This window comes from Luedemannella flava, assembly GCF_039528515.1.
Taxonomy (GTDB): Bacteria; Actinomycetota; Actinomycetes; order Mycobacteriales; family Micromonosporaceae; genus Luedemannella; species Luedemannella flava.
The window spans coordinates 1-25,556 of sequence record NZ_BAAALT010000009.1 but is presented as its reverse complement, the minus strand read 5'-3'; the positions used below and the strand labels follow the sequence as shown (position 1 = coordinate 25,556).

At 72.4% G+C, this 25,556-nt stretch carries 22 protein-coding genes and 1 pseudogene; 8 read left to right on the top strand and 15 right to left on the bottom strand.

The window, feature by feature from the left end; genetic code table 11:
- The first annotated feature begins 72 nt into the window (after positions 1–72).
- Positions 73–1,881 (top strand): RICIN domain-containing protein, encoded by a 1,809-nt coding sequence (locus ABD211_RS02495; protein ID WP_344125737.1) that lies wholly within the window; start codon positions 73–75, stop codon positions 1,879–1,881.
- Positions 1,882–1,935: 54 nt separating this feature from the next.
- Here the strand turns inward: ABD211_RS02495 and ABD211_RS02490 are convergent, their stop codons facing one another.
- The 8 genes from ABD211_RS02490 to ABD211_RS02455 form a co-directional block, all read right to left on the bottom strand.
- On the bottom strand, positions 1,936–3,021 hold the full coding sequence (locus ABD211_RS02490; RefSeq protein WP_344125735.1) for a glycoside hydrolase family 11 protein: 1,086 nt from the start codon (positions 3,019–3,021) through the stop codon (positions 1,936–1,938).
- Positions 3,022–3,192: 171 nt separating this feature from the next.
- The gene (locus ABD211_RS02485) at positions 3,193–4,086 is read right to left on the bottom strand and encodes a hydroxymethylglutaryl-CoA lyase (RefSeq protein ID WP_344125946.1); all 894 of its coding nucleotides are present in this window, start codon (positions 4,084–4,086) and stop codon (positions 3,193–3,195) included.
- 127 nt (positions 4,087–4,213) lie between these two features.
- Positions 4,214–5,854 (bottom strand): alpha/beta hydrolase, encoded by a 1,641-nt coding sequence (locus ABD211_RS02480; protein ID WP_344125733.1) that lies wholly within the window; start codon positions 5,852–5,854, stop codon positions 4,214–4,216.
- Between the two features lie 93 nt (positions 5,855–5,947).
- Entirely contained in the window at positions 5,948–7,285 is a 1,338-nt protein-coding gene (locus ABD211_RS02475) for an acetyl-CoA carboxylase biotin carboxylase subunit (protein ID WP_344125731.1), read from the bottom strand.
- 503 nt (positions 7,286–7,788) lie between these two features.
- Complete coding sequence (locus tag ABD211_RS02470) at positions 7,789–8,379, bottom strand: TetR/AcrR family transcriptional regulator (protein ID WP_344125729.1); 591 nt, start codon at positions 8,377–8,379, stop codon at positions 7,789–7,791.
- Positions 8,380–8,426: 47 nt separating this feature from the next.
- Positions 8,427–11,297: an ATP-binding protein gene (locus ABD211_RS02465; protein WP_344125727.1), complete on the bottom strand. Its 2,871-nt coding sequence runs from the start codon at positions 11,295–11,297 to the stop codon at positions 8,427–8,429.
- The gene (locus ABD211_RS02460) at positions 11,294–13,105 is read right to left on the bottom strand and encodes an HSP90 family protein (protein WP_344125725.1); all 1,812 of its coding nucleotides are present in this window, start codon (positions 13,103–13,105) and stop codon (positions 11,294–11,296) included. The genes ABD211_RS02465 and ABD211_RS02460 overlap by 4 nt, the downstream gene beginning before the upstream one ends.
- Positions 13,106–13,160: 55 nt before the next feature.
- Positions 13,161–13,712: a VanZ family protein gene (locus ABD211_RS02455; protein WP_344125723.1), complete on the bottom strand. Its 552-nt coding sequence runs from the start codon at positions 13,710–13,712 to the stop codon at positions 13,161–13,163.
- A gap of 91 nt (positions 13,713–13,803) precedes the next feature.
- On the opposite strand from ABD211_RS02455, the gene ABD211_RS02450 reads away from it, so the two are divergent.
- Positions 13,804–14,934, top strand: a complete 1,131-nt coding sequence (locus tag ABD211_RS02450) for an acyltransferase family protein (RefSeq protein WP_344125720.1) — start codon at positions 13,804–13,806, stop codon at positions 14,932–14,934.
- Here ABD211_RS02450 and ABD211_RS02445 read toward each other — a convergent pair.
- Complete coding sequence (locus tag ABD211_RS02445; protein ID WP_344125718.1) at positions 14,915–15,715, bottom strand: SGNH/GDSL hydrolase family protein; 801 nt, start codon at positions 15,713–15,715, stop codon at positions 14,915–14,917. The two genes, ABD211_RS02450 and ABD211_RS02445, sit on opposite strands and share 20 nt — an antisense overlap.
- Before the next feature lie 108 nt (positions 15,716–15,823).
- On the opposite strand from ABD211_RS02445, the gene ABD211_RS02440 reads away from it, so the two are divergent.
- From ABD211_RS02440 to ABD211_RS02430, 3 genes and pseudogenes are all read left to right on the top strand, one after another.
- The gene (locus tag ABD211_RS02440) at positions 15,824–17,584 is read left to right on the top strand and encodes a proline--tRNA ligase (protein WP_344125716.1); all 1,761 of its coding nucleotides are present in this window, start codon (positions 15,824–15,826) and stop codon (positions 17,582–17,584) included.
- 58 nt (positions 17,585–17,642) lie between these two features.
- Positions 17,643–17,990, top strand: a complete 348-nt coding sequence (locus tag ABD211_RS02435; RefSeq protein ID WP_344125714.1) for a hypothetical protein — start codon at positions 17,643–17,645, stop codon at positions 17,988–17,990.
- Between the two features lie 66 nt (positions 17,991–18,056).
- Positions 18,057–18,701 (top strand): annotated as a pseudogene (locus ABD211_RS02430) (DsbA family oxidoreductase); the annotation flags it as partial.
- Between the two features lie 284 nt (positions 18,702–18,985).
- On the opposite strand, the gene ABD211_RS02425 reads toward ABD211_RS02430, so the two are convergent.
- From ABD211_RS02425 to ABD211_RS02415, 3 genes are read right to left on the bottom strand one after another with little or no spacing between them, the layout of a single operon-like run.
- Positions 18,986–19,519 (bottom strand): YbaK/EbsC family protein, encoded by a 534-nt coding sequence (locus ABD211_RS02425; protein ID WP_344125712.1) that lies wholly within the window; start codon positions 19,517–19,519, stop codon positions 18,986–18,988.
- Between the two features lie 57 nt (positions 19,520–19,576).
- Entirely contained in the window at positions 19,577–19,750 is a 174-nt protein-coding gene (locus tag ABD211_RS02420) for a hypothetical protein (protein WP_344125709.1), read from the bottom strand.
- Positions 19,751–19,807: 57 nt separating this feature from the next.
- The gene (locus ABD211_RS02415) at positions 19,808–20,605 is read right to left on the bottom strand and encodes a DUF2637 domain-containing protein (protein ID WP_344125707.1); all 798 of its coding nucleotides are present in this window, start codon (positions 20,603–20,605) and stop codon (positions 19,808–19,810) included.
- A gap of 184 nt (positions 20,606–20,789) precedes the next feature.
- Here ABD211_RS02415 and ABD211_RS02410 point away from each other — a divergent pair, with 184 nt between their 5' ends.
- Entirely contained in the window at positions 20,790–21,668 is an 879-nt protein-coding gene (locus ABD211_RS02410; protein WP_344125704.1) for a transglutaminase-like domain-containing protein, read from the top strand.
- On the opposite strand, the gene ABD211_RS02405 is transcribed toward ABD211_RS02410, so the two are convergent.
- On the bottom strand, positions 21,650–22,957 hold the full coding sequence (locus ABD211_RS02405) for a hypothetical protein (RefSeq protein ID WP_344125702.1): 1,308 nt from the start codon (positions 22,955–22,957) through the stop codon (positions 21,650–21,652). The genes ABD211_RS02410 and ABD211_RS02405 overlap by 19 nt on opposite strands.
- A 253-nt stretch (positions 22,958–23,210) precedes the next feature.
- On the opposite strand from ABD211_RS02405, the gene ABD211_RS02400 reads away from it, so the two are divergent.
- Complete coding sequence (locus ABD211_RS02400; RefSeq protein WP_344125700.1) at positions 23,211–23,726, top strand: hypothetical protein; 516 nt, start codon at positions 23,211–23,213, stop codon at positions 23,724–23,726.
- 281 nt (positions 23,727–24,007) lie between these two features.
- Here the strand turns inward: ABD211_RS02400 and ABD211_RS02395 are convergent, their stop codons facing one another.
- Both ABD211_RS02395 and ABD211_RS02390 read right to left on the bottom strand, forming a co-directional pair.
- A complete protein-coding gene (locus tag ABD211_RS02395) occupies positions 24,008–24,172 on the bottom strand; it encodes a hypothetical protein (RefSeq protein WP_344125698.1) in 165 nt (54 codons plus the stop codon).
- A gap of 230 nt (positions 24,173–24,402) precedes the next feature.
- A complete protein-coding gene (locus ABD211_RS02390; RefSeq protein ID WP_344125695.1) occupies positions 24,403–24,906 on the bottom strand; it encodes a CYTH domain-containing protein in 504 nt (167 codons plus the stop codon).
- Between the two features lie 50 nt (positions 24,907–24,956).
- Here ABD211_RS02390 and ABD211_RS02385 point away from each other — a divergent pair.
- A partial coding sequence (locus ABD211_RS02385) for an AfsR/SARP family transcriptional regulator (protein ID WP_344125693.1) occupies positions 24,957–25,556 on the top strand: 600 nt, incomplete at its 3' end.

The following is a 25,556-nucleotide window of genomic DNA, read 5'->3' as shown; positions in this document are numbered from 1 at the left end:
GCTTCTTGTTACGGGAGGGTTGCGGGTGGAGAATTGTGAACGTTAACAAGGATCTCGATCGATGGAGTGGCGATGCGACGTGGCAGGTTGGCGGCGGCGACGGTGCTCATCCTGGCGGCCGCCGCGGGAATCGTGGTGGCGGGTGGAGGGCAGCCGGCGATGGCGTGGAACAACGGGGTGGCCAACACGCCCCCCATGGGGTGGAACAGCTACGACTCGTACAACTGGAATGTCACTGAGGCGCAGGTGAAGGCGAACGCCGACTACATGCGCGACAACCTCAGGCAGTACGGCTGGCAGTACATCGTCATCGACTGGGCGTGGTACTACCCGGGCAGTGGCACCGGCAGCCCCAACCAGGACGCGAACCTCAACCCGCGCCTGCGCATGGACGCGAACGGCCGGCTGCTGCCGGACACGACCCGGTTCCCGTCCGCGACCGGCACCAACGGGTTCAAGCCGCTCGCCGACTACATCCACGCGCAGGGCCTGAAGTTCGGCATCCACCTGATGCGCGGCATCCCGCGCCAGGCCGTCGCGGACAACGTGCCGATCCTCAACACGAGCTACCGGGCCAACCAGATCAACAACACCACCACCGCGGCGTGGCTGAACCTCAACTGGGGCCTGAACATGTCGCACGCGGGCGCGCAGGCGTACCTGGACTCGCTGTTCGCGCTGTACGCGAGCTGGGGCGTCGACTACGTGAAGGTCGACGACATCGCCGCGCCCACCTACCGGCAGTCCGAGGTGGACGGTTACCGGCTGGCGATCCAGCGCAGCGGCCGGCCGATGGTGCTCAGCCTCTCGCCCGGGCCGACGCCGCTGTCGGCCGCGGGCCACGTGACCGCCAACGCGCACATGTGGCGCATCGTCAACGACCTGTGGGACAACTGGTCGTCGCTGGACGCCCTGTTCGACGTGCTCCGCGACTGGACGCCCCACCGGAGCACCGGCGCCTGGCCGGACCCGGACATGATCCCGATCGGGCGGCTGTCGAAGCAGGGGCCGGTCGGCTCACCGCGCTACTCCAACCTCACCGCCGACGAGCAGCGGACCCTCATGACGCTGTGGGCCATCAACCGGGCGCCGCTCATGTGGGGTGGCAACCTCACCGAGAACCGCGCCGCCGAGCTCGCCCTGATGACCAACGCCGGGGTGCTCGCCGTCGATCAGAACAGCACGAACAACCGCCAGCTGTACGGCGGGACGTACCAGGTATGGGCCGCTGACGTGCCCGGCAGCTCCGACCGCTACATCGCCCTGTTCAACCGGTCCGCCGCGACGGCGACGGTGTCGCTGGCATTGGCCGACCTGGGCATCGGCTCGGCGACGGTCAGCAACCTGTGGACGGGCGGCTCGCTGGGCACGGTCACCACGACGTTCAGCCAGTCCCTCCCGGCGCACGGCGCGGGCCTGTACCGGATCACGCCGCAGACGACGGTGCCGGTCCCCGCGACGTACAACCTGGTGGCCCGGCACAGTGGGAAGGTCGCGGACATCTACAACGCGGCGACCACGGACGGGGCCAACGCCGTGCAGTGGACGTCCAACGGCCAGGCCAACCAGCGCTGGCGGTTCACCGACGTAGGCGGCGGCTACTACACGATCGTCAGCGTGAACAGCGGAAAGTGCCTCGACGTGTACGGCGGCGCGTCCGCCACCGGCAACGGCGTCCGGATCGACCAGTGGACCTGCAACGGCGGCACGAACCAGCAGTGGCGCCTGCAGGACCCGGGCACGGGGTACGTCAACGTCATCGCCCGGCACAGCGGCAAGTGCCTGGACGTGACCGGCGCGTCCACCGCCGACGGGGCGCAGCTCGTCCAGTGGACGTGCGGCTCCGGCACCAACCAGCAGTGGCAGCGCCGGCAGGTCTAGGGCAACGATGAGCGGGCCGGCACCTAACGGTGCCGGCCCGCTCCGCGACTACTGTTACGGGGACGTGCAGCTCACGGTCGGCGACGTGGATCCGTTGCCGCTGGCCGTGAAGCCGAAGCTCGTCGAGCCGCTGCCGCTCAGCGTGCCGTTGTAGGGCGCGTTGCGCACCGTAACGCTGCCGGTGGTCCCGCTGTTCACGCCGTTCCACAGGCTCTGGATCGTCTGGCCGCTGGCCAGGCCCAGGTTGACGGTCCAGCCGTTCAACGTGGACGAGCCGTTGTTGCGTACCGTCACCTCACCGTTGAAGCCGGTGTTCCAGCTGTTGCTGGTCCGGTACGTCGCGGTGCAGGTGCCGGGCTGGCCGCCGCCGGTGGTCGGGCCGCCGGTGGTGACGACCGGGCGGGTGGTGACGACCGGCCGGGTGGTGACCACGCTGCTGGTCGGCGGCGGGCTGCCGCCGATCGTGACGTTGGCGTTGCCGCCGGAGCTCTGGTACCCCTCGACCGCCATGACCTGGTAGTCGTGGTTGCCCAGGTTCATGCCCCTGCTCGCCCACGCGTTGAAGTGGTTGGCGGTGGTGATGGTCCCGCCGACCCGCTTGGACGTACGCACCGACCAGTACTGGTAGAACGTGGCCGTGCCCTCGATCGAGGGCTGGTTGACCCGCTGGGTGCGGTAGATGTCGTACGTGCCGCCGTCGGTGGTGACCGTGCCCATGGACGACGCGCCCGGCGGGCGCCACGTGCCCCAGCTGTCGACGATGTAGTACTCGATCAGCGGGTTCCGCGTCCAGCCGTACAGGGTCAGGTACGAGTTGCCCTGCGGGTTGTAGCTGGCCGAGTAGGTGACCGTGCGGTTGGAGCCGGGGTTCCAGCCCTTGCCGAGCACGAAGTTGTTGACCTGGCCCCAGCTGACGCTGTAGTTGCCGCCCGAGCCGAGGGTCATCTCGACGGAGCCGCTGTCCTTCCAGTACGTGTAGAAGTAGCCGTTGTGCGTACCGGTCTGGTTGGTGTTGATCGCGTTGGCGACGCCGGGTAGCACCGCCACGGTCGCGGCGAGCACCAGTGCGCTCGCGCCGCCGATGAACATCCGCAGCCGGTTGCGCCGGCGGCGTTGGTGGTGGATGGGGATGTCATTCATCTGCGCGCTTCCTCCTAGCGAAGCTGGCGATGCCGACCGTCGACAGACGTCGAAAGTTGTCGGCAGCGCCAGCATTCGAGGCGCAGTCAAGGCTGTCAATGGCTATCGAAAGCTCTTCGAAATCCCTATGCTGGCCTGGGATTTTGGGTGGCGGCGGGATCCGAAAGTTTCCTACCGCGGAACGCGGGGGCCCGCCTTGAGGACGCCGCTGGGCAGGTCGCGGCCGACGATCTTCTGCGCCAGGCGGGCGGCGTCGATGAGCTTGTCGAGATCCACGCCCGTTTCGATCTCCATGTCGGCCAGCATGTGCACGACCTCCTCGGTCGCCACGTTGCCGCTGGCCCCCGGCGCGTACGGGCAGCCGCCGAGGCCGCCGACGCTCGCGTCGAACTCGACCACGCCCAGCTCGAGGGCCGTGAGGATGTTGGCCAGCCCGGTGCCGCGCGTGTTGTGGAAGTGCAGCAGCGTGGGCACGCGCGTCGGCGGCGGGACGGCGCGGAACAGCTCGCGGACCCGGCGCGGCGTGGCCATGCCGGTCGTGTCGCCGTACGCCACCCGGTCGGCGCCGTCGGCGAGCACCCGGCGCACGATGCCGGCGACCCGCTCGGGCGCCACGTTCCCCTCGTACGGGCAGCCGAAGCTGGTCGCCACGATCACCTCGACGGACCCGCCCGCCTCGTGCACCTGGTCGATGAGGCCCGTGATGTCGTCGAGGGACTCGGCCGTGGAGCGGTTGACGTTGCGGCGGTTGTGCGTGTCCGACGCGGAGACGACGACCTCCAGCTCGGTGAAGCCGGCCTCCAGCGCCCGGGTCGCGCCCCGCGAGTTCGGCACGAGCGCGCTGTAGCGCACGCCCGGCTCCTTGTGCGCGGCCGCCCAGACCTCCTCGGCGTCCGCCATCTGCGGAATGGCCTTCGGGTGGACGAAGCTCACCGCCTCGATGCGCCGTACGCCGGTCGACGACAGCGCGTCGAGCAGCGCGACCTTGGCGGCCGTCGGGACCGGGTCCTCGTTCTGCAGGCCGTCGCGCGGCCCGACCTCGCGCAGCGACACTGCTGCTGGCAGCTCCACACCCCGAGGCTAGCGCGCCCGGCTCGCGGCGGAAGGCCGGTAACCGACCAGGATCCGCCGCGAGCCGGGATCAACGCCTCAGGACGGGCGACACCGGCCCCCGTTGCCGTGTCGCCAAGGATCAACTACCGGCGCGCGCCCGGGCGGCGGCCGCGAGCAGCGTCGCGGCCCCGTCGAGCGGACCCACCGGCAGGTAGGGCGGCCGGGCTCCGAACGACCGGGCCAGCGGCGACGGCGGCGGCACCCCCTCGCAGAACCGGTCGCGGGCCGGCAGCGCGCCCGTGGCCAGGAACTCCACCATCGCCGCGTCGGCGCAGGTGCCGAGCGCGAACGCGCCGTGCCCGCCCTGGTCGACGCCGACGAACGCGGCCCGCTTGCCGAGCGCCCTACGCAGGCCCAGGCCCGACTCCCACGACGTGGCGGGGTCGCGCGTGTTCTGCAGCACGAGCACGTTGCGCGGCCCCCGGTCGGTGACCGCCACGGGCCGCTCGACGGGCTTGGTCGGCCAGAACGCGCACGGCCACAGGTTCGACGGCATGCCGGCGAGCAGCGGCCACTTCTGCCGCGCCCGCGCGACGTCGCGGGCGTGCCGCGCCACCGAGCCCGGCCAGACCGCGTCGTCGCAGACCACCGCGTACAGCACCGCGATGGTGTTGTCGAAGGGCACATCCACGGCCGCGGCCCGCCGGACTCCGGTGGACTTCAGCGCGGCGAGCGCCGATGACCGCTCCGCCGCCGTCGACGTGCCGTCGACCAGCGGCACCAGCTCGGCGACCAGCTCCCCGAGCAGCGGCAGGAAGAAGTCCGCGTACAGCACCGACCGGGTCACCTCGCGCACGTAGTTCCCGTCGAGGATGTACCCGTCCCCCAGGTCGACGGGCTCAGCGTCAAGAGCGGAGACAAGCCGCGAGTACTCGCTGCGCACGGCGGCCGGCGTGGCACCCAGCCCGTACAGGTCGGGGTAGGTCGCCGCGAACTTGTAGAAGTCCTCGATCCGCTCAGTGACCGCGGGGTTCCAGGTCCGCCACATGTCCTTCCAGACCAGGTCGGGGTCGACGCCGCTGTCCAGGATGATGCGGTCGGACCGCTGCGGGAACAACGACGTGTAGACGGCGCCCAGGTACGTGCCGTAGGAGACGCCGAAGTACGACAGTTTCTTCTCGCCGAGCGCGGCCCGGATGCGGTCCATGTCGCGCGCGGTGTTCGCGGTCGTGATGTGCGGCAGCAGGTCGCCCGAGTGCTCCGCGCACGCCGCCGCGGTCTCCTTGGCGTACGCGACGTTGCGCGCGATGCTCCCATCCGGCGCCGGGTAGGGCAGCGCCAGTGTGATGAGCGCGGGCGTGTCCTGGATGCCGCAGGTCACCGGCGTGCTGAAGCCGACGCCGCGCGGGTCGAACCCGATCAGGTCGTACTGGTCGAGCACGTCGGCCGGCAGCAGCGCCGCGAGGGCACCCGGCAGGTCGAGGCCCGAGCCGCCCGGCCCGCCCGGGTTGGACAGCAGGATGCCCCGACGCTTGTCGGGCGTGGACGTGGCGATCCGCGAGATCTCCACGTCGATCGTGCGGCCGTGCGGCTTGCGGTAGTCGAGCGGCACCGTGATGGTGGCGCACTCCTGCCGGGGGTCCCGGTAGGAGTCCGGCGCGGGCGGGCACTCACCCCAGACGACCTTGTCAGCCGGCGCTGCCGCCGCCTTCGGCGCCGCCAGGGCGGGTGCGGGTAGGGCCGACACGACAATGGCCGCCGCACTCAGTGCGACGGCCATTGATCGTACTGTTCGCATATTCGCCTCCCCAGATGTATGCGACATCTGGGACGGTAGCCACCCCGCGCCACCCTTTCGGATGAGCGGGCACGATCACCGCATACGCGAGACGATGCCCGTGTCGTAGTCGCCGGAGACGAACTCGGCGTTGTCCAGCAGCTCGGCGAAGAACGGCAGGTTGCACTTCGGGCCGGTGATCTCGAAGCCGGCCACGGCCGCCTTGGCGCGCTCGATCGCGGCGGCGCGGTCGTCCGCGAAGACGATCAGCTTCGCCATGAGCGAGTCGTAGTTCGGCGTCACCGTGGTGCCCGCCGCGTACCCGCTGTCGACGCGTACCCCCTCGCCGGTGGGCTCGACCCACGCGGTGATGGCGCCGGGCCCCGGCAGGAACCGCTTCGGGTCCTCGGCGTTGACCCGCAGCTCGATGGCGTGACCACGGGAGACCAGCGCGTCGGGGTCGAAGGTCGGCGCCAGGCCGGACGCCACCCGCAGCTGCTCCTCGACCAGGTCGACGCCGAAGATCGCCTCGGTGATCGGGTGCTCGACCTGCAGGCGGGTGTTCATCTCCAGGAAGAAGAACTCGTTGGTGCTGGGGTCCAGCAGGCACTCGACGGTGCCCGCGTTGCGGTAGCCCACGGCCTCGCCGGCGCGGACGGCGGCGGCGCACAGGGCCGCGCGCAGCTCCGGCGACACCGCCGGCGACGGGGTCTCCTCCAACACCTTCTGGTTGCGGCGCTGCACCGAGCACTCGCGCTCGCCGAGCGCGACGACGCGGCCGTCGGCGAGGCCGAGGATCTGCACCTCGATGTGGCGCACCCGGGGGAAGTAGCGCTCGATGAGCACCGAGCCGTCGCCGAACATGCGCTCCGCGAAGCCGCGCACCTTGGCGTACTCGGCGCGCAGGGCGGCCTCGTCGTGGGCGGCCGCCATGCCCATGCCGCCGCCGCCGGCCGCGGCCTTGACCATGACCGGGTACCCGATGCGCTCGGCCTCGGCGACCGCCTCGTCCTCGGACGCGGCCGGGTCGGTGGTGCCGGGGGCGACGGGCACGCCGGCCGCCGCCATCAGGTTACGAGCGTTGATCTTGTCGCCCATCGCGACGATCGCCTCGGGGCTCGGGCCGACCCAGATCAGGCCGTTGGCCTCGACGGCGCGGGCGAACTCGGCGTTCTCCGACAGGAAGCCGTAGCCGGGGTGGATCGCCTCGGCGCCCGTCTGCTTGGCCGCCGCCAGGATCGCCTCGGTGTTGCGGTACGACAGCGCGGGGTTCGCGGGGCCGACCAGCACGGCCTCGTCGGCCTCGAGCACGAACGGGAGGTCCGCGTCGGCCTCGGAGTGCACGGCGATGGTGCGGATGCCCAGGCGCTTCGCGCTGCGGATGATCCGACGGGCGATCTCGCCACGGTTGGCGACGAGCAGCGATCCGATCATGGGGAACGGCCTTTCTGGCAGAACGGGGAGCGGTCGCCAGACTACGGGCCGGTCGCGGTTACTGGCGAGTCTGTGGACATTCAAATGACTGAAATCCACAGCCCCGACCAGCACAAATAGGCACCCTGTGCGCGGTCGCACACAGCCTCTCCACAGACCCTGTGGATAACTCTCGACGCCCGACCTTGACACCAACCCGTGGTCGCGCGGCGCGGCCCGGGTCGGGTTTCACCTTATGGCGCCATAGGCCTGGAATCCGGCCCCGCATACCGCACCTATGGCGCCATACGACGACGACAGAGGGCTTGGCTCGGGGGTATATGTCGCTTATGCGGTGGTAATGGGTGCGGCCTCATGGCATCCGCCTCGGACGCCATGATCTCGCACGGATAAATGTGCTCAGTTGGCGAGGCGAAGGCGTGACTGCCCCGCCAACAGTGCGCATCTGGCGAGGCTCAACGCGTCACCGTCGCCAGAAGCTCACATCTGGCGAGGTCGAGGCGTCAGCGCCCACCTCCGCGGAGGGCGGCCTTTGTCGCGTCGCGGAGGAGCTCCGCGTGGCGCTCGGCCGGGAGTTCGGAGCCGGCGAACGGGGTCGAGTTCATAAGGCCGAACGCGGCGTGGGCCAGGACCCGGGCCTCCGTGTCGACCAGCTCCGGCCGGCAGGACGTGAGCACGCTCACCCACTCCTCGACGTACTGGCGCTGGAGGCGGCGGATCTGGCGCCGGGGCTCCTCGGGCAGCCGGTCCAGCTCGTGCAGGTGCAGGGTGATCACCGCGGGGTTGGCGAGCGCGAAGTCGACGTGGAAGGTGACCAGCGCGTCGAGGGCGGCGCCCGGGTCGGCCTCGTGGGCGGCGACCCGCTCGCGGCCGCCGGCGAGCAGCTGCTCGCTGACCGGGGTCAGAGCGGCGGCCAGCATCGCCTCCTTGCCCGCGAAGTGGTGATAGAGCGCGGGGCCGGTCACGCCGGCGGCGGCACCGATGTCGTCCATGGAGACGCCGTGGTAGCCACGGGTGGCGAAGAGTTGCACCGCGATGTCCAGAATCTCCTGGCGTCGCGTCCGGCGGCGGGGGGTCTGCGTCTGCACACTCACGCGATGCAGCCTACTCGCGGGTCAAGACCCTTCCTACTCAAGAGTAACTAAGCGTCGAGGCCGTACTCGTCGCGGATGCGCTGGGCGTCCGCGGAACGGCCCTGGGCCTCCAGCGACTCGCACAGCAGCCAGGCCGCGTTCTGGCTCAGGTCCGAGCCCGTCGGGGCGGCGCCGAGCACCGGACGCAGCTGCGCCTCCGCGTCGGGCGCCCGGCCCTGGCGCAGCAGCAGCTCCCCGACGAACAGCTCGACCTGCAGGGCCTCGGCGTACGCGTCGATCGACCGGAACTGGGCGGCCACCCCGTCGAGGCGGGCCAGCGCGTCGTCGAGCCGGTCGGCCCCGAGCAGCACCCGGGCGCCGTCGTAGCCGAGCATCGCCCGCTCCCAGCGCGCCGGCGGCTCGTCGACCGGGACGCCCGACAGGCAGGCGTCCGCCTCCTCGAGCCGGGCCACGGCCGCCTCCGGGTCGCCCGCCCAGCGCAACGACAGCGCCGACATCCGGCGGGTACGCAGCTCGTCCAGGATCAGTCCGCTCGCGCGGAACGTCTCCGCCGCCGCCAGGAACCGGGCGGCGGCCTCGCCGTCGCGGTCCAGCCGGTAGAGGATCTCGGCGGCCTCCTCGTGCATCTGGCCCCGGGCCGGCGCGTTGTCGAAGCCGTCCAGGTTGACCGTGAGCTGGTCGAACAGGGCCAGCGCGCCGTCGGTCTCGCCCATGTCGCGGTAGATCGACGCCAGCAGGTACCGGCACCGGTCGGCCAGGTCCGGCCGCTCCGCCGCCGCCAGCGCCGGCACCGCCTCCTCCGCGATCTCGGCCGCGTCGAGCAGCCGCCCCGCGTGCCGGTACGCGACCGCGAGGTCGAACCGGATCTGCGCGCTCGGCAGGTCGGCGCGCGGCCCGGTGCGCACCCCGACGGGTGCCCGCTCCTCGGCGAGCGCGACCAGCTCGACCAGGTCGTCGATCACCTCGGCGGCGCGCGGCGTCGCGGCCAGCAGGTGCGCCCGGTGCCGGCGCGCGTCGGCGATCACCCGGCCGTCGGACAGGTGCGCGATGGCGTCCTCGAAGGCCGCGACCGCGCCCTCGCCGTCGCCGGTCATCTCCAGGCCCAGGCCCATGGCCCAGGCCGACGCAGCGCGGCCGGCCCGGTGGTCGAGCTCGGCGAACCCGCCGTGCGCCTGCCGGGCCGCCACGACCGACTCGGACACCCGGCCCAGCATCCCCAGGCACTGCGCCCGGCTCAGCGCGACCGCGAACACCGTGTACGGGTTGGGACTGTCCGGCGCGTACTCGGCCGCGACGTCGAGGGCGGCCAGGGCCTCCTCGGGCCGCGACAGGGACAGCAGCGCGCCCGACAGCCGGTGCGCCGCGCTGGCCCGCAGGTGCGGCGCCCCCTGCGTGAGCAGGTACGCCGCGGCCTCCTCGGTCATCGGCAGGCCCTCGTCGCCGGCGCCCAGCTCGCACAGCGTCAGCCCGAGCCGGCCGGACGCGGTGTACCGGCGGTCGGGGAGGTCCAGCTCGGTGTAGAGCCGAACCGCCTCCCGCCAGAGCCGCTCCGCCTCCGCCAGGTCGCCGCGCTCGTTGGCGGCGCCCCCCGCCTGGTAGTCGGCCCACCGGGCCGCCTGGTCGTCGGCCAGCCCGCCCGCGCCGAAGCGCTCCGCGAAGACGCGCACCAGCGCGAACGAGCGCCGTTCGTCGCCCGTCGAGTACCCGTGGTCGATCATGTCGAGCAGCTCGTCCACGGTCGTCGACTCCGGCACGTCGACGACGACGGGCGCGGGCTCGGCCGGGGCGGCGTCGGCGACCGGCGGCGCGGACAGCGGCCGGGCGGTGGCGGTGAGCGGCAGGTAGTCGACGATCGGCTCGGCGGTCAGCCACTCCGCGACCTTGCGCGACTGGTGCGTGGTCCGGTTGCGCTCGTCGAACTTCTGCGCGAGATCCCGCGCGTGGGCGGCCAGGTCGTCGGCCAGCGCCGCGACGCTGATCTCGCCCGCGGCCCGCCGGACCGGCACCTCGCCGTGCCCGGCCTCGGTCAGCCGGCGCAGCACCAGGCCGGCGGCGGCCGCGAAGTACATCGCCGTGAGGGGCGTCGGGGCCCGGTCGAGCCAGTCGAGGTGCCGTTCGATCAGCTCCAGGCCGCGCACCTCGTTGCCGGTCACGCCGCAGAAGTGGATGTGCTGGTTGACGTCGCCCATGTTGGCCACGTTGCCGCGCACGGTCCGGTACGCCCGCCGGTGCGCGTCGCGCGCCTCGTCGAGCCGGCCCGTGCGCAGGTACGGCAGCATCAGTTCGGTCAGGATGGACTGCGGCTGCTCGCGGCAGCCCAGCTGGCCGGCGAGCACCGGCTCGCCCAGCGCCACGGCCTCCTCGTCGCATCCGCGGCTGACCAGGTGCGACACCTTCGACGTCGGGTCGCAGCCGGCGCAGTCGGAGTTCTCGTCGCGCGCCGCGGCGGACCACTTCGCGTACCACTCGTCGGCGGCCGCCTCGTCGCCCAGGTGGTTCGCCACGACCCACCGGTACTGGTAGACCGCGTGCAGGCTGTGCCCGCCGATGGTGAACCGGCGCTGCATGTCGTCGAGCACCGCGTACGTCCGGTCGAGCGGCACCTCGGGGAACTTGGTCAGCGACGAGATGACGTACTTGAAGTACCAACGCAGCAGCTCGGCGTCGTTCGCCCCGTACCGGGCCGGGTTGCGGTCGTACTCCGCGAGGCACCAGGAGAACGTGACGAACGCCTTGGCCGGCTCGCCGCCGTGCTGGTAGGCCGGGGTGGCTGCCATCCGGGCGTGGAACCCCAGGTCGGCGCTGTCGAGCGCGTCGGCGTGCCGGACCGCCTCCTCGGCGGCCGCGATGTGCGCGGCCCCGTACGGCATGTCCCAGAGCTGCGCGATCATCTCGCGCACCCGTGCCTCATCCGTCACGCTGAGCCTCCCTCACGCTCTGCCTCCCCGATCACCGCGTGGTTGAGCAGTCCCAGGAAGGACCGGTTGAGCAGCGCCGCGTCGGCCGGGCGCAGCGGGTGGTGGCCGAGCAGCAGCGCCTGCCCGTAGATCGCCTCGACGGCCAGCTCGGTGAGCCCGCTGCCGGTGAGCGCGATGAGCCGGCGCACCAGCGGGTTGCGGTGGTTGAACACCAGCTGCGGGCGCGCGTCGGCCTCCGCCTGCTCGAACGCGGCGAGCACGCCCGCCCACACGTCGTCGACGCGTTCGCGGGTGGCGCGCAACTGCTGCTGGAACGCCGCCGACCGGTCGACCAGGTAGAGCGCGGGCAGCGCGGCCGGCTCGAACGAGCGCACGACCGCCTCGCAGCCGAGCCGGTCCAGCGCCCGCTGGGTGACCTTGAGGAAGGGCCGCAGCGCGAGTTCGGTGTCCGGGTCGAGGGTGTCGAACCGGGTGGTCAGGTCGCTCGGGTCGAGCCGGTCGACGAGGATCTCCCGGTCCAGCGACGGCAGCCGCTCGATGATCTCCGAGTCGTACGTGTAGCCGCCGTTGACGATGGCCAGGTCCTGCGCGGCGGCGACGGCCGCGAGCTGGCGGAACTCGTCGATCGTGGCACAGTAGCGGACGGTGCCGTGCCGCTCGCGGAACTCGGCGAGCGTCATGCGGCCCACGTTCGTCTCCATGGGCCACCACTGGTCGACCAGGCGCAGCATCTCGTCGTCGTGCAGGGCGAGCGCCTTCACGCCGAGGTGGTGCACGTCGAGGAAGGCGGCCAGCCGGTCGCGGTCGTTGGTGGCCAGCCGGACGAGCCAGCCGCGCAGCTGGTCGCCGAGCGCCTCGCGGACCTCGTCGAGCAGGCCGTCCTCGTACAGGGCCTCGCGGCTCGCGGTGGGTCGCAGCTCGGTGGCGTCGACGACGCATCGGGCGAAGAACGCCCACTCGGGCAGCAGGCCCTCGGTGCCCTCGCCGAGCAGCATCCGCTTGAGGTAGACACGGTGGCCCAGCTTCGCGGCCGGGTTGACGGGCATCGGCAGGACAAATGCCGCGCCGGTCAGCCCCGCGGCGGGCACCGAAAGGTCGATCACGTCGAAGGGGGTGAAACCGAGCGTCGCCTGGGCGTACCCGATCAGTCTCTCCCGGCGGTCGCCGGGTGAGTCGGCCGCGGTGGCCAGCCACGGCGGCGGCCCCGCCGACACGACCTCGCTGCCGACGCGGACGGTGACCGGCAGCAGCGAGCCGTAGAGGCGGGCCAGCTCGACCACGGTCGGCCCGGTGAGCCACTGCGCACCGTCGCGGCGCGGCACCAACGTCACGGACGTGCCCTGCTCGGCGCGCTCGTCGGCCGGGCCCGCGACAGCGACCTCGTAACGCCCGTCGGCGTAGCCGGTCCACAGCACGGTCGGCTCGTTGCCGTGCCGGGTGCGCACCCGGATCTCGTCGGCGACCAGGAAGCACGACAGCAGGCCGATGCCGAACTGGCCGAGGAACTCGTGCCGGGCGAAGCCCAGCTCGTCGCGCTTGCCGCTGCGCCCGATCGTGGCGAGCAGCTCGTGCACCTGCGCCTCGGTGAGCCCGATGCCGGTGTCGTGCACGCGCAGCGTGCCGTCGCCGGTGAGCTCGGCCGGCTCGATGCGCACGAGCGCGGGCGCGCCGGAGTCCGTCGCGCGCCGGGCGGTGATCGCGTCGACCGCGTTCTGCAGCAGCTCCCGCACGTACACCCGCGGGCTGCCGTAGAGGTGGTGGCTGAGCAGGTCGACCACGCCACGGAGGTCGACCTGGAAGTTGGTCATGGTTGCGCCGCTCCCCCAGGTCACATGTCTCGCGACACGGTACCTGCCGGACGCGTCAGGCGGGGGCGACCGCGACGTTCGTAACCCTTCGCCGGGCCCACCAGCGGGTCGAGCAGAGCGCCGCGAGCCACGCCCCGACCGCGTTGACGAGCACGTCGTCGACCGAGGTGACCCGGCCGATGTCGAACACCCACTGGCCGATCTCCAGCAGCGCGGACGCGACCGCCGCGCCGACGAGCACCGCGCCCGGCCCGATCCGCCACCGGATCGGCGCGAAGAACCCCGCCGTCGCGAAGACCAGCAGGTTCGCGCCGACCTGTACCGCGAAGAACTCCGGCCCCACGTGCCACTGGTCGACCAGGTCCACGAAGGGCAGCAGGTGCGCCGAGCGGACCGCCTCCCAGTGTGGGATGAATCCCATGAACAGCCAGGGCGCGGTGCCGGCCACGATCCCCACCTCGGCCACCGTGTCCCGCCAGGCCACTTCGGGGAGTACGCCGCGGCGGCGGCGCAGCGCGACCGTCCCGAGCGTCACGCCGACAATGACCGGCAGGGCCGCCACGAAGACGTAGACCACCCAGCCGTACCGCACCCAGACCTCATGCATGCGTCGGACGGTATCCGTTCGACCGACCGCACCCGGGTGAGCTTCACATGATCCGCACAGATACTCCACAAGCGACGCTCAGAATCGTCGGGTGACCTCCGCCCCCGCCTATGTTGACGAAGCCGCCTCCGCCGCGCGGGGCGTCGCCGCCGTACCGGACACGCGGCCGGACCGTGACCGGTTCCTCGACGGGCTGCGGGCGCTGGCCATCGGACGCGTGATCATCTATCACGCGCTGGGGTTCGCCTGGCTGGCGTACCTGTTTCCGGCGATGGGCGTGATGTTCGCGATCGCCGGCTCGCTCATGGCGGCGTCGCTGCGCCGGGGCCCGGCCACGCGGGTGGTGCGGAGCCGGATCCGGCGGCTCGTGCCGTCGCTGTGGGCGCTCGGCGCGATCGTCGTGCCGGTGAGCCTGTGGCTGCTGTGGTCGGACGACCCGACCGCGCTGCCGTCGGGCGACCTGCTGCTGTGGCTGCTGCCGGTCGGTCAGCCCGGCGGCGCCGACGAGCTGGAGCCGGCGACGATCGTGTTGTGGTACGTCGTGACGTACCTGTGGCTGGTGTTGCTGTCGCCGCTGCTGCACGCGCTGTTCCGCCGGTGGCCGCTGCCCACGGTCGTGGCACCGCTGGTGATCCTGGCGCTCACCCAGTTCGCGGCGCCCGCCGCCGGGGTCGACCTGGACACCACGTTCGGCAACGCGCTGGTGAACGCGGCCATCTTCGGGGCCTGCTGGGTGCTCGGCTTCGCCCACCGCGACGGCGCGCTGCGCCGGCTGCCCGTGGCGGTGTGGCTGGGATCCGCTGTCGTCCTGCTGGCCGCCGGGACGGCGTGGGCGGTCACCCACCCGGGGGAGGGCGGCACGCTGGACCTCAACGAGATCCCGCTGGCGCAGGGGCTCTACTCGACCGGGTTCGTGCTGCTGCTCATGCGGTTCAGTCCGGACCTGGCCTGGCTGCGACGGGTACGGGCGCTGGACTGGCTCGTCTCCGTCGTGACCGCGCGGGCGGTGACGATCTATCTGTGGCACAACATCGCGCTGTCGGCCAGCGAACCGGTGGCCGACTGGGCCGACGTGTGGCGCTTCGGCGACCGGACCGGGTACGTGCTCTACGCCGGGATCGGGGTCGGGCTGCTGCTGTCGGCCGTACTCGCCCTGGGTTGGGTTGAAGATCTTGCCGCGAAGCGGCGGCCGCGCCTGGTGCCTAGTCCTGCACGGAGCTGAGCGTGGGACGCTTCGCGCTCACGTGGTCGCCGCTGGAGCGGCCGGTGAGCCGGCGCTTCACCCACGGGGCCAGGTGGTTGCCGACCCAGCGGGCGTCGGCGGCGCGGGCGGCGGCCCACGAGTGGGTCAGCTTGGCCGGCACCTCCCACCAGCCCGGCGACGGCTCCAGGCCGAGCGCCTTGAGCACGTGGGCGGCGGCGCGGCGGTGGCCGATCGCGTTCATGTGCAGGCGGTCGATGCTCCACAGCTGCGGGTTGTGGAACTCCTCGTCGTGCCACAGATCGACCAGGCGGGCGCCGTGCCGGTCGGCGACGACCTCGACCTCCCGGTTGAGGATCTCGACGCGGGGCAGGATGATCCGCCGGCCCGGCAGCCGGACGGTCACGTCGGCGAACCGGAACACCAGCACGTCCGCGCCGGAGGCGCGCAGCACCCGCACGACCTCGTCGAAGCGCTTGACCAGCGCGTCCGGGTCGAACCTGCGGCGCAGCATGTCGTTGCCGCCGGCGGCGAAGCTGACCAGGTCGGGGCGCATGCGCAGGGCGGCGGGCACCTGGTCGTCCACGACGCTGTCGAAGAGCCGGCCGCGGACCGCCAGGTTGGCGTAGCGGAAGTCGTGCTGCTCCTCGGCGGCCGGACGGCCGGCCACGGCGGTCCGGTACTCGGCGGCCAGCCGCGACGCGACAAGATCCGCCCAGCCCCGGTAGGACCCGTCGGGCTGGTGGTCGTCCATTCCCTCGGTGAAGCTGTCACCGACCGCCACATAGCTACGCCACTGCACGGGCATATATCTACCGCGCGACACCCGTTCGCGTCAGCCCGCCCCGCGTGGAGCGTGGCGTAGATAACCGTTGGCGGTGACCCGGAAGCGACCCGATAGGCTGCCCGAATGCTGCTGCGGATGTCGACGCTCTTCGTACGCACCCTGCGGGAGGACCCCGCGGAGGCCGAGGTGCCCAGCCACAAGTTGCTGGTGCGCGCCGGGTTCATCCGCCGTGCCGCCCCGGGTGGGTACACGTTCCTCCCCCTCGGCGTGCTGGTGCGCGAGAAGATCGCCACGATCGTGCGCGAGGAGATGGCCGCGATCGGGGCGCAGGAAGTCTCATTCCCGTCGCTGCTGCCGCGCGAGCCGTACGAGGCGACGCACCGGTGGACGGAGTACGGCAACGACATCTTCCGGCTCAAGGACCGGCGCAACGCCGACTATCTGCTCGGGCCGACGCACGAGGAGCTGTTCACGCTGCTCGTGAAGGACCTGTACTCGTCCTACAAGGACTTTCCGGTCATTCTTTACCAGGTGGGCACGAAGTTCCGTGACGAGGCCCGGCCCCGCGCCGGCCTGCTGCGCGGGCGCGAGTTCGTCATGAAGGACTCGTACTCGTTCGACCTGTCCGACGACGGCCTGCGCGCCTCCTACGCCGCGCACCGCGACGCGTACGTCAAGATCTTTGATCGGCTGGGCCTGAAGTACACCGTCGTGTCCGCCATGGCGGGCGCGATGGGCGGCTCGGCGTCCGAGGAGTTCCTGGCGCACGCCGCCGCCGGCGAGGACACCTTCGTCGGCTGCACCGCCTGCGACTACGCCGCCAACGTCGAGGCCGTCACCACGCCCGCGCCGCCCGCCACCGATCCCTCGTCGCGGCCCGCGCTCGAGGTCCACGACACCCCCGACACCCCCACGATCGAGTCGCTCGTCGACCTGGCCAACGCGCGCCGCCTCGGCAACCGCGACGACTGGACCGCCGCCGACACGCTCAAGAACGTCGTCCTCAAGATCACAACCCCGGGGAGTACGGAGCCGGAGGTCCTGATCGTCGGCGTGCCCGGCAACCGGGAGGTCGACATGAAGCGGCTGGAGGCGTCGCTCGCCCCGGCCGTGCCGTCGATGTTCGAGGCGGAGGACTTCGCCAAGAACCCCGACCTGGTCCGCGGCTACATCGGCCCACAGGGTTCCGACGACCGCGCGAGCCTGTCCAAGCTCGGCTTCCGCTACGTCGTCGACCCCCGGGTCGTCACCGGCACCGCCTGGCTGACCGGCGCGAACATCCCCGGCAAGCACGCCACGAACGTGGTCGTCGGCCGCGACTTCGTGCCGGACGGCACGATCGAGGCCGCCGAGGTCCGCGCCGGCGACGCCTGCCCGGCCTGCACGGGCGGCACGCTGACCACCCGGCGCGGCATCGAGGTGGGGCACATCTTCCAGCTCGGCCGCCGGTACGCGGACGCGTTCGGACTCGACGCGCTGGGCCCCGACAGCAAGCCGATCCGCATCACCATGGGCTCGTACGGCATCGGCGTCACCCGGCTCATCGCCACGATCGCCGAGCAGTACGCCGACGAGCGCGGCCTCGTCTGGCCGGAGGCCGTCGCCCCGGCCGCCGTCCACGTGATCGCCGCCGGCAAGGGCGCCCAGGTCGACGCGGCCCTGCAGATCGCGTCCGAACTGTCCGCCCGCGGGGTGTCCGTGCTGGTGGACGACCGCCCGGGCGTCTCGGCCGGGGTCAAGTTCACGGACGCGGAGCTGCTCGGCATGCCGAAGGCGGTCGTGGTCGGCCGCCGCCTGGCGGACGGCTTCGTCGAGGTGCGCACCCGCGCCACGGGCGAGTCGGTGGACGTCCCGGTCGCCGACATCGTCGCTCACCTCACCTGACCTCAAGGTCTGGTCAGGACGGGTCCGACCCGGACCCGTCCTGCCGACTGGACGGGACGTGACCCGTCCACGTACTCAGCTGGGGGCGACCGTGCCCGCGGGGTGGGTCGCGTCCGGATGGTGGCCGGGCTTCGTCGCGGGGACCGGTCTTCAAACCGTGATCCTCGGCATCGTGTCGTGGCGGCTGTGGACCCTGATCGGTGATCCGGACCTGCAACGTGCGGTGGGCTACTACGGCCTCACGAACGTCGTCCTTCTGCCGCTCGTCCTGTTGATCAGGTTCGTTGCCGGGCGCCTGCCGACCGCCCGGCCGTTCGGCCAGGGTCTGCTGGTCGGCTCCGTGATCGGTGCGGGGTTCGTCACGGTCGTCTGCTTCGCCATCACCCGGTTCGGGCTGGCCCCGTGACGCGGATCTCCTCCGGCTGCCACTAGCTGCGGAAATGTGAGCCACGCTCGCAATGTTGGACTCGGCGTGGAGATCGAGATCTACTCTGACGTCATCTGCCCGTGGTGCTACATCGGCATGCGCCGGCTCACGGAGGCGCTGCGCTCCTACGACGGCGAGGTGACGCTGCGCTGGCGCGCGTACCAGCTGGATCCGGGCGCGCCGGCGACCGGCCAGCCGCTGCTGCCGTGGCTGGGCGCCCGCTACGGCGGCGAGGCCCGGGCCCGTCAGATGTTCGGCTCCGCCGCTGCCGCCGGCAAGACCGCCGGCATCACCATGAACTTCGAGTCGGCGCTCGTCGCGAACACGTTCGACGCGCACCGGTTGATCTGGTTCGCCGGCCTGCCCCAGGCCGTGCCGTTCGGCGCGCACGCCGACACCCAGCAGGACGTCGTCGAGGCGCTGCACGCCGCCCACTTCACCCACGGCCGCGACATTTCCGACCACGACACCCTGGTCGACGTCGCCGCGTCCGTCGGGCTCGACCGCGACCGCGTTGCGCGCCTGCTCGGCTCGGACGAGGGGGTCGCGGAGGTCCGCGGGGAGCTGGCCGGGGCCGGCGAGCTCGGCATCACGAGCGTCCCGACGTTCATCTTCGCCGGGAAGTACGCCGTCACCGGCGCCCAGGACGCGGCCACCCTCGCGTCCGTGCTCGACGAGGTGGCCCGCCGCGAGGGCATCCGCCCGGTCCTGCGCACCCTGGTCGGCGCCCACGCCCCGGACGCCCACCCCCACCCCTCCACGACCGCCGCGCCCCCCACGACCGCGGCCCCCCACATCCCGCACCCCCGCACACCCGCCGACGACGCCTGCACGGACGACTCCTGCCGCTGACCCGCGCGCGGTCCCGCACCCAGCAAAAGTCGACTTCCGCACCTATCGGACGCGCCGATAACGTGCGGAAGTCGACTTCTGCCGTTCGGAACCGCGCGAAGCGCCGCGGGGGGCGCGGACAGTTAGGCGGGCGTCGCCAGGTCGGGGAGGACCTGGGCGTTCGGGAGCTTTGACAGGGCGGGGCCGGGGATGGCGATCTTGCTGTGGCGGACGCCCGAGCCGATGATCACGTAGGGGGTCGCGGCGACCGCCGCGTCGATCAGGATCGGCCAGTCCGACGGGAGACCGATCGGGGTGATGCCGCCGTACTCCATGTTCGTCAGCGCCACCGCCTCGGCCTGGGGCGCGAAGCTCGCCTTGCGGGCGTCCAGGTGGCGTCGCACGACGCCGTTTACGTCGGCGCGCGTGGTCGCCAGCACCACGCACGCGGCGTAGCGCACCTCGCCGCCGCGCTTGCCCGCGACGATCACACAGTTGGCGGACACCTCGAGGCCGACCTCGTACGCCGCGCAGAACGCGGCCGTGTCGGCCAGGTCGGCGTCAATGGGCGCGACGAGCACGGCGTCGAGCGGCAAGGCGTCGAGGGCCGCCCGCACCGGGGCGGCCAGCAGGTCCGGCCGTTGCCGGGCCGGTTCGGTAGCGAGGGTCCCTAACACGCCGACATCCTCGCACGTCGGCGGCGACCAGGCAGGACGCCGCCGACGCCGGGTGAATCAGCGGGTGGCGAGGAAGGCGATCGCCGCGACAACGGCGACGGCGGCCACGGCGACCGTGGCGATGAGTGCGATGGGCAGGCCCCGCTTCTCCGACTCCGGCTCCGGTGCCTCGTTGACGAAGGCCTGGAACCGGGCCGTGTTGGCGCTGGGGTCCTCTTGGACGTCGGACATGCCGCGACCCTAGGGCACGGGACCGAACAGGTGTGTCACCCGCACGCGTTCTGTCCGCTAGTTGTCGCCGTCCTCGGCGGCCGGGCGCGGCCGGGCGGAGCTGACCCGGGCCGAGGTGCGGGTCGTCGGGGTCGTCGACTGCGCGGCCCGGGCGCGGCGCTCGCTGGCGTGGCGGGCGGCCGTCGGGCCGGCGGGCGGGAGCGCCTGCGCGACGGCGATGCGCGTGGAGGACGGCAGCGTCGTGGTCGCCGGCGCCACCGCCGGCGAGACGGGCGTCGGGAACGGGTCCTCCGGGATCGAGGGGGCGCTCCGCCGCGGCGCGGCCAGCGGCGTCACGTCATCCACATAGGACCGTGGCGCGCCGGACACAGGCATCTCGGTCGCGTATGCGGGCTCCCACGCGGGCGCCACGACCAGCGGCGCCGCCGCGGGCGGGGCCGCGGGTGCCGGCGGCGCGGCGGCCTCCGGCTCGACGCGGGTGAGCAGCCGGCCGGTGCGCGACAGCAGCTCGACGGTCAGGAGCAGCGCGATCGCCGGCCAGGCGGCGACGATCCGGGCGCCGACCGTGGACTGGGCGGCGGCGACGTTCGCGGCCACGGAGGCGACCACGCCCGCGACGAAGGCGAGCCGCGCCGACCAGCGCACCCGCCGGCCGTTGCGCCGGTCGTCGACCATCGCGACCGAGGCGACGACGAGCATGCCGTCGACGGACAGCGGCAGCACGTACGCCACGTCGGGACGCTCGCCCACGCTCAGCGCGACGCTGACCATGTGGTGGTACGACGACCACGCGGCGATGCCCGCCACGACGGCGGCCGACAGGTTGCTGGCGAGCCTGGTCGTGTTCACAGCCACTGGTTGCTCCTCCCCTGAGCGCGGCACGGCTGTGGCCGCCCCGACGAAGCAGCCTGACCGATTGTCGTCAAGGTCGCCACCTTCATATCGGCGTGGCGCGAGGTTGCGCACATGGTGGAAGGTGTAACGGCCCGGAAACCCACCACAGGTGTACGCGACGGCTACGCGGGGTATCTGCCCTGCCGTGCCGAACAAGACCGACACCCTCACGCTCGCGCCGCCCGGCGAGCGCCACGTCACGTGTGAGCTCACGTTCGAGGCGACCACGGCGGCGAGCCTGGCCCTGCAGATCGCTGCCGCGGGCACCACCGGCGACGGCCGTACGGAGACATTGGACCTGGTCAGCAACGGTGTGCCGGTCGGCGCCTCGGTCGTGCCGGCGCTCGCGGGCGGCCGCGAGCACGTCGTCCACGTCCTGCCCGGGCCGTTGACCGTGCGCTACGAGGCGGCGCTGGCCACGCCGGCGACCCGCGCACCCGCGCCGGTGACGGAGCGTGGTCGCGCCGACGCGCTGCGGCCGAGCCGCTACTGCCCGTCGGACCGGTTGGAGGGCTTCGCGCGCAGCCACTTCGGCGCCATCACCACGAACCTCGACCGGACCCGCGCCATCTGTGAGTACGTGCACGAGCACGTGGCCTACCTGCCGGGGTCGAGCGGCCCGACGACCGACGCGGTCGACACGCTGCTCGCCGGCGCGGGCGTGTGCCGCGACTTCGCGCACCTGGTGGCCGCCCTGTGCCGGGCGGTGCAGGTGCCCGCGCGCGTCGCGGCCGTGTACGCCCCCGGCCTGAGCCCCATGGACCTGCACATGGTCACCGAGACGGAGATCGACGGCTCGTGGTGGGTGTGGGACGCGACCCGGCTGGCGCCGCGCCAGTCGCTGGTGCGCGTCGCCACCGGCCGCGACGCGGCCGACATCGCGTTCTCCACGGTGCTGTCCGGGCACGTGGAGCTGGGCGAGGTCGCGGTGAGCGCGGTGGTCGCCGGGGACCTTCCGGGCGACGACCACACGCGGCTCACCTCACTCGACGAGCCGGCGCCGGCCTACCGCTGGGACCAGTAGGTCAGGTCGCGGGAGACCGACACCGTCTCCGGATGTTCCGGGCCGAGCAGCCGCAGCTGGTCGGCGTGCAGGTCGCGCAGCAGGTCCGTGGCGTGGGCGGGCACGCCGGACATGCCGACCCAGTAGGCGAGCCGCTGCCGCACCCCCATGAGCTCCCGGTCGTCGGGGCCGAGAACGCGCTGGGCGTGCAGGACGAGCGCGCGGTAGTGGTCGAGCGCCAGGTCAGGGTGCTGATAGTCGCGTTCGGCCGCCGCGGCGGCCTCCCGCATCATCCAGATGCGGTGCAGATCCTCGGGCGCCGGCGCCGTCGGGCTGGCGTTCGCGAACAACACCATGGGCGTACGGGTGTCGACGGTGGCGGCGAAGTGCTCGTGCGGGTCCAGCGCGGCCCGGCGGTCGGCGCCCCGGTCGGCGGCCTGCCCGCGCGAGCGGCCGGAGCGCCCGCCGGTGAACCGGCCGAAGAGTCGCCGTTCGCCCAGGTCACGCTCATCGGTGACCTTGCTGGCGAGGCTGCGTTCGTCGGTGACCCGCCCGCCGAAGGTGCGGGTGGGACCGGCCCCGGCCGGGATGAGGGCGGGCCGGTCGGAGATGGCGCGGGCGAGCATGAGCTTGGGGGCGGGCTTGCCGGCGCGCTGCATCCGCTCCGCCGCCTGTTCGTACAGGCCGACCAGGTTGACATAGAACTGGCCGCTGTTGTCGCGCCGGTGGGCCACGTCGAGCATGGCGCGGGTGAAGGCCGTGCCCGCCCGGCCCGGGCTGTCGTAGGTGTTGTCGTCGGCCGTGGCCGCGAGGAGCACGGCCACGCCGGGCTGGTGGACCTGCCGGGCGATCGTCTCCCGGACCGCGACCTCCAGCTCGGGCGGCGCGACGATCCGCAGGTCGAGCACGAGGACGCGGGTGTAGGCACGGCTGGCCGCGACGGTCTGGGCGACCTGTCGCAGGTCCAGAAAGGAGGAGCCGGTGCTCGTCCCGGAGAAGTCCATGGCGAGCGCCAGCGCCGGCTCGGTCGCCCCGACGGGCACGACGTTGCCGGCGAGGTAGACGAACAGCAGGTCGGCCGCGTCGGTAGCCGCGACCTGGATTTCCGACGCCACGGTCGTGGGCCGGTTGGGGTTGATGAGCGCCCGGATGTGGTGCTCGGGCACGCCGCACAGCCGCCGGTCGGCGAACGTCTCTGCGAACGCGACGACGTTGTGCGGTACGGCCGGCAGGTGGCTCAGCCCGCCATAGCCGTAGTTGCCCGTGCCGGCAAGGACGATCCGGGTGTGCTCGGGGTCGGGAAGGCGCACGCGCCACCACCATTCAGGGCCGCGTGACCCCGCACGGCGGCCAGCTGGCGGGTATCACGCAGAAAGTTACAGAGCAGGCGACGAAGTTAGCGCAGCCGCAACGAGCAAGCAATCATTCGTCCGTACCCGTCTGCGGCGTCCCTCCACGAAGGACAGGTACCCCCTCCCCGTGAAATCGGACCAAATCGGCTCAACTCGTGATTTTGCTGCGTAGCGTCAGGGGCACTGTTCCGTTCGTACCCGAGGGGGATCCATGAATCGCTTGCGACTGCGACTTCTCGCCGTGTCATCCGGCGCGCTCTTCGCCGTGGGCATGGCGGCCGGCCCGGCCGCCGCCGCGTCGCCCGCCACGACCTCCGCGACCACGTTGACCACGACCTCGTTCGCGACCGGTCACGAGCGGAACAGCGGTTGGCGCGACAGTTGGCGCCACGACCGGGGGCACGGGAACCGCCACGGACGCGGCGGCCGGTGGGACGACGACTGCCACCGGGGAGGGCGCGGCGGTCATTGGGGCGGCGGCCACGGCGGGGGCGGTGGCGGCAACTGGGGCGGTGGCGGCGGCCACGGCGGTGGTGGCGGTCATTGGGGCGGTGGCGGTGGTGGCGGCAACTGGGGCGGCGGCCACGGCGGTGGTGGCGGCGGTAACGGCGGCGGTGGCGGCCACGGCGGTGGAGGCGGCGGCCACGGTCACAGCACCACCTACGGGCATGGCCATGGAGACAGCCACGATGGCGGCGGTGGCCACGGTGGTGGCCGCGGCTGGTAGACCGCCGCAAAGGTCCGATGAATTGGCGAAATTCCCTCGTATTACCTTTCCGTAGCCACTGACAGCGATGGTTCAACTACGTAGGGTTGGGAATGTTGCCTGGGCAACACCCCGACACGGTGGTACCCCGCAGGCTCCAGCTCCGATGCACTTCGGCGCTGCGTCATTAGGGGGGAGAAATGACACGCCTGCGATTCCGTTTGTTCGCGATCCTGATCGGTGCCCTCTTCACATTGGGCATGACCGCGGCCCCAGCTGCCGCGGCGGCGGTCGGAAGTGACTCAGCGTCCACGGTTGCGGTCGTCACGCACGGCGGCCACGGTGGCGGCCACGGACATGGCCACGGACACCACGGCCACGGACACCATGGCCACGGTCACCACGGCCACGGACACCACGGCCACGGACACCACGGCCACGGACACCACGGCTGCTGGTGGTGCCACCGGTGACCTGGTGAGTCAGCGCGACAAGCACGTCATGTGACAGGGGCGCGTCCAACCGGACGCGCCCCTGTCGCCGTCACCAGGTCAGGACCGGCGGCGGGTCAGCAGCACCACCAGGCCGCCGACCGCAATCACCACGGTCACCACGCACAGGCACACCATCAGGTGCCATGGCTTCAACGCTCCCATGCGGCGCATGCTAGCCCGACCGGAGACTCCTGTCCGGCCGCTCAGAGCGCTACGCCGTACTCCGCAAGCCATTCGCGGACCTCGACCCGCGCGGCCCGCACCAACCGACCGCCGGTGAACCGGGGGTCGTCCGTCACCTCGGCGACCACCCCCGCGGGCGGCTCGAACGCGCGCAGCGACGCGTCGTCGTCGAACTCGGCCTCGGCGAGCACCAGACCGGCGAGCCCGCCCGCGAAGACGTCCACCCCGAGCGGCGGCACGCTGTGCCGGGTCTTGCGCAGCGTCGCGGCCGGCAGCGCGGCGACGACGGCGTACTCGTCGGCGGTCAGGTACATCGTGGTGAGCAGGCTGCCGTCGGGGATCTTCTGCGTGAACTTGTAGTCGGTGCGGCCCGTGGCCAGGTCCGTCATGGCGCGCAGCCGCAGCCGGGTGCCGTCCACGTACCGGTCGAGGATCTCGCGGGTGACCAGGACGGACGCCGGGTCGGGCGCGGCCGCGAGCAGGAACCGGCGTTCCCGCTCGACCCGCCCGTATGTGCGCACCATGCCCACGACCGTAGCCCGTGACGCGGGATGGCAGAGTTCACGCTGTGTGGGTGGGGGTGCTCGGTCCGCTTGAGGTGACCGTCGACGGGGTGGCCGTCGAGGTCGGCGGGACCCGGCTGCGCGCCCTGCTGACCCGCCTCGCCCTCGACCCCGGCCGGACCGTCAGCGTGGGCGCCCTGGTCGACGCCGTCTGGGGCGACGCGCCGCCGGCCGAGCCGGCCAACGCCCTGCAGTCGCTGGTGTCCCGCCTGCGCCGGGCCGTCCCCGGGTTGCCGCTCGTCTCCGGCCCGGGTGGCTACCGCCTCGACCTGCCCGCCGACGCCGTGGACGCGCACCGCTTCGAGCGGCTCGCCCGCGAAGGTGCCCGGGCCCTGCGGTCGGACGACCCGGCCGGCGCCGCGACCGTACTCGCCGAGTCTCTGTCCTTGTGGCGCGGCCCGGCGCTCTCCGACGTCGCCGGCGCCGACTTCGCGGTCGCCGCGGACGCGCGGCTGTCCGAGCTGCGGCTGACCGTCACCGAGGACCGCGTCGAGGCGCAACTGCGGCTCGTGGCGGACGCCGCGCTGCTGGGCGCCGAGCTCGACGGGCTCGCCGCCGCGCACCCGCTGCGCGAGCGGACCTGGGCGCTGCGCATGCGCGCGCTCGCCGCG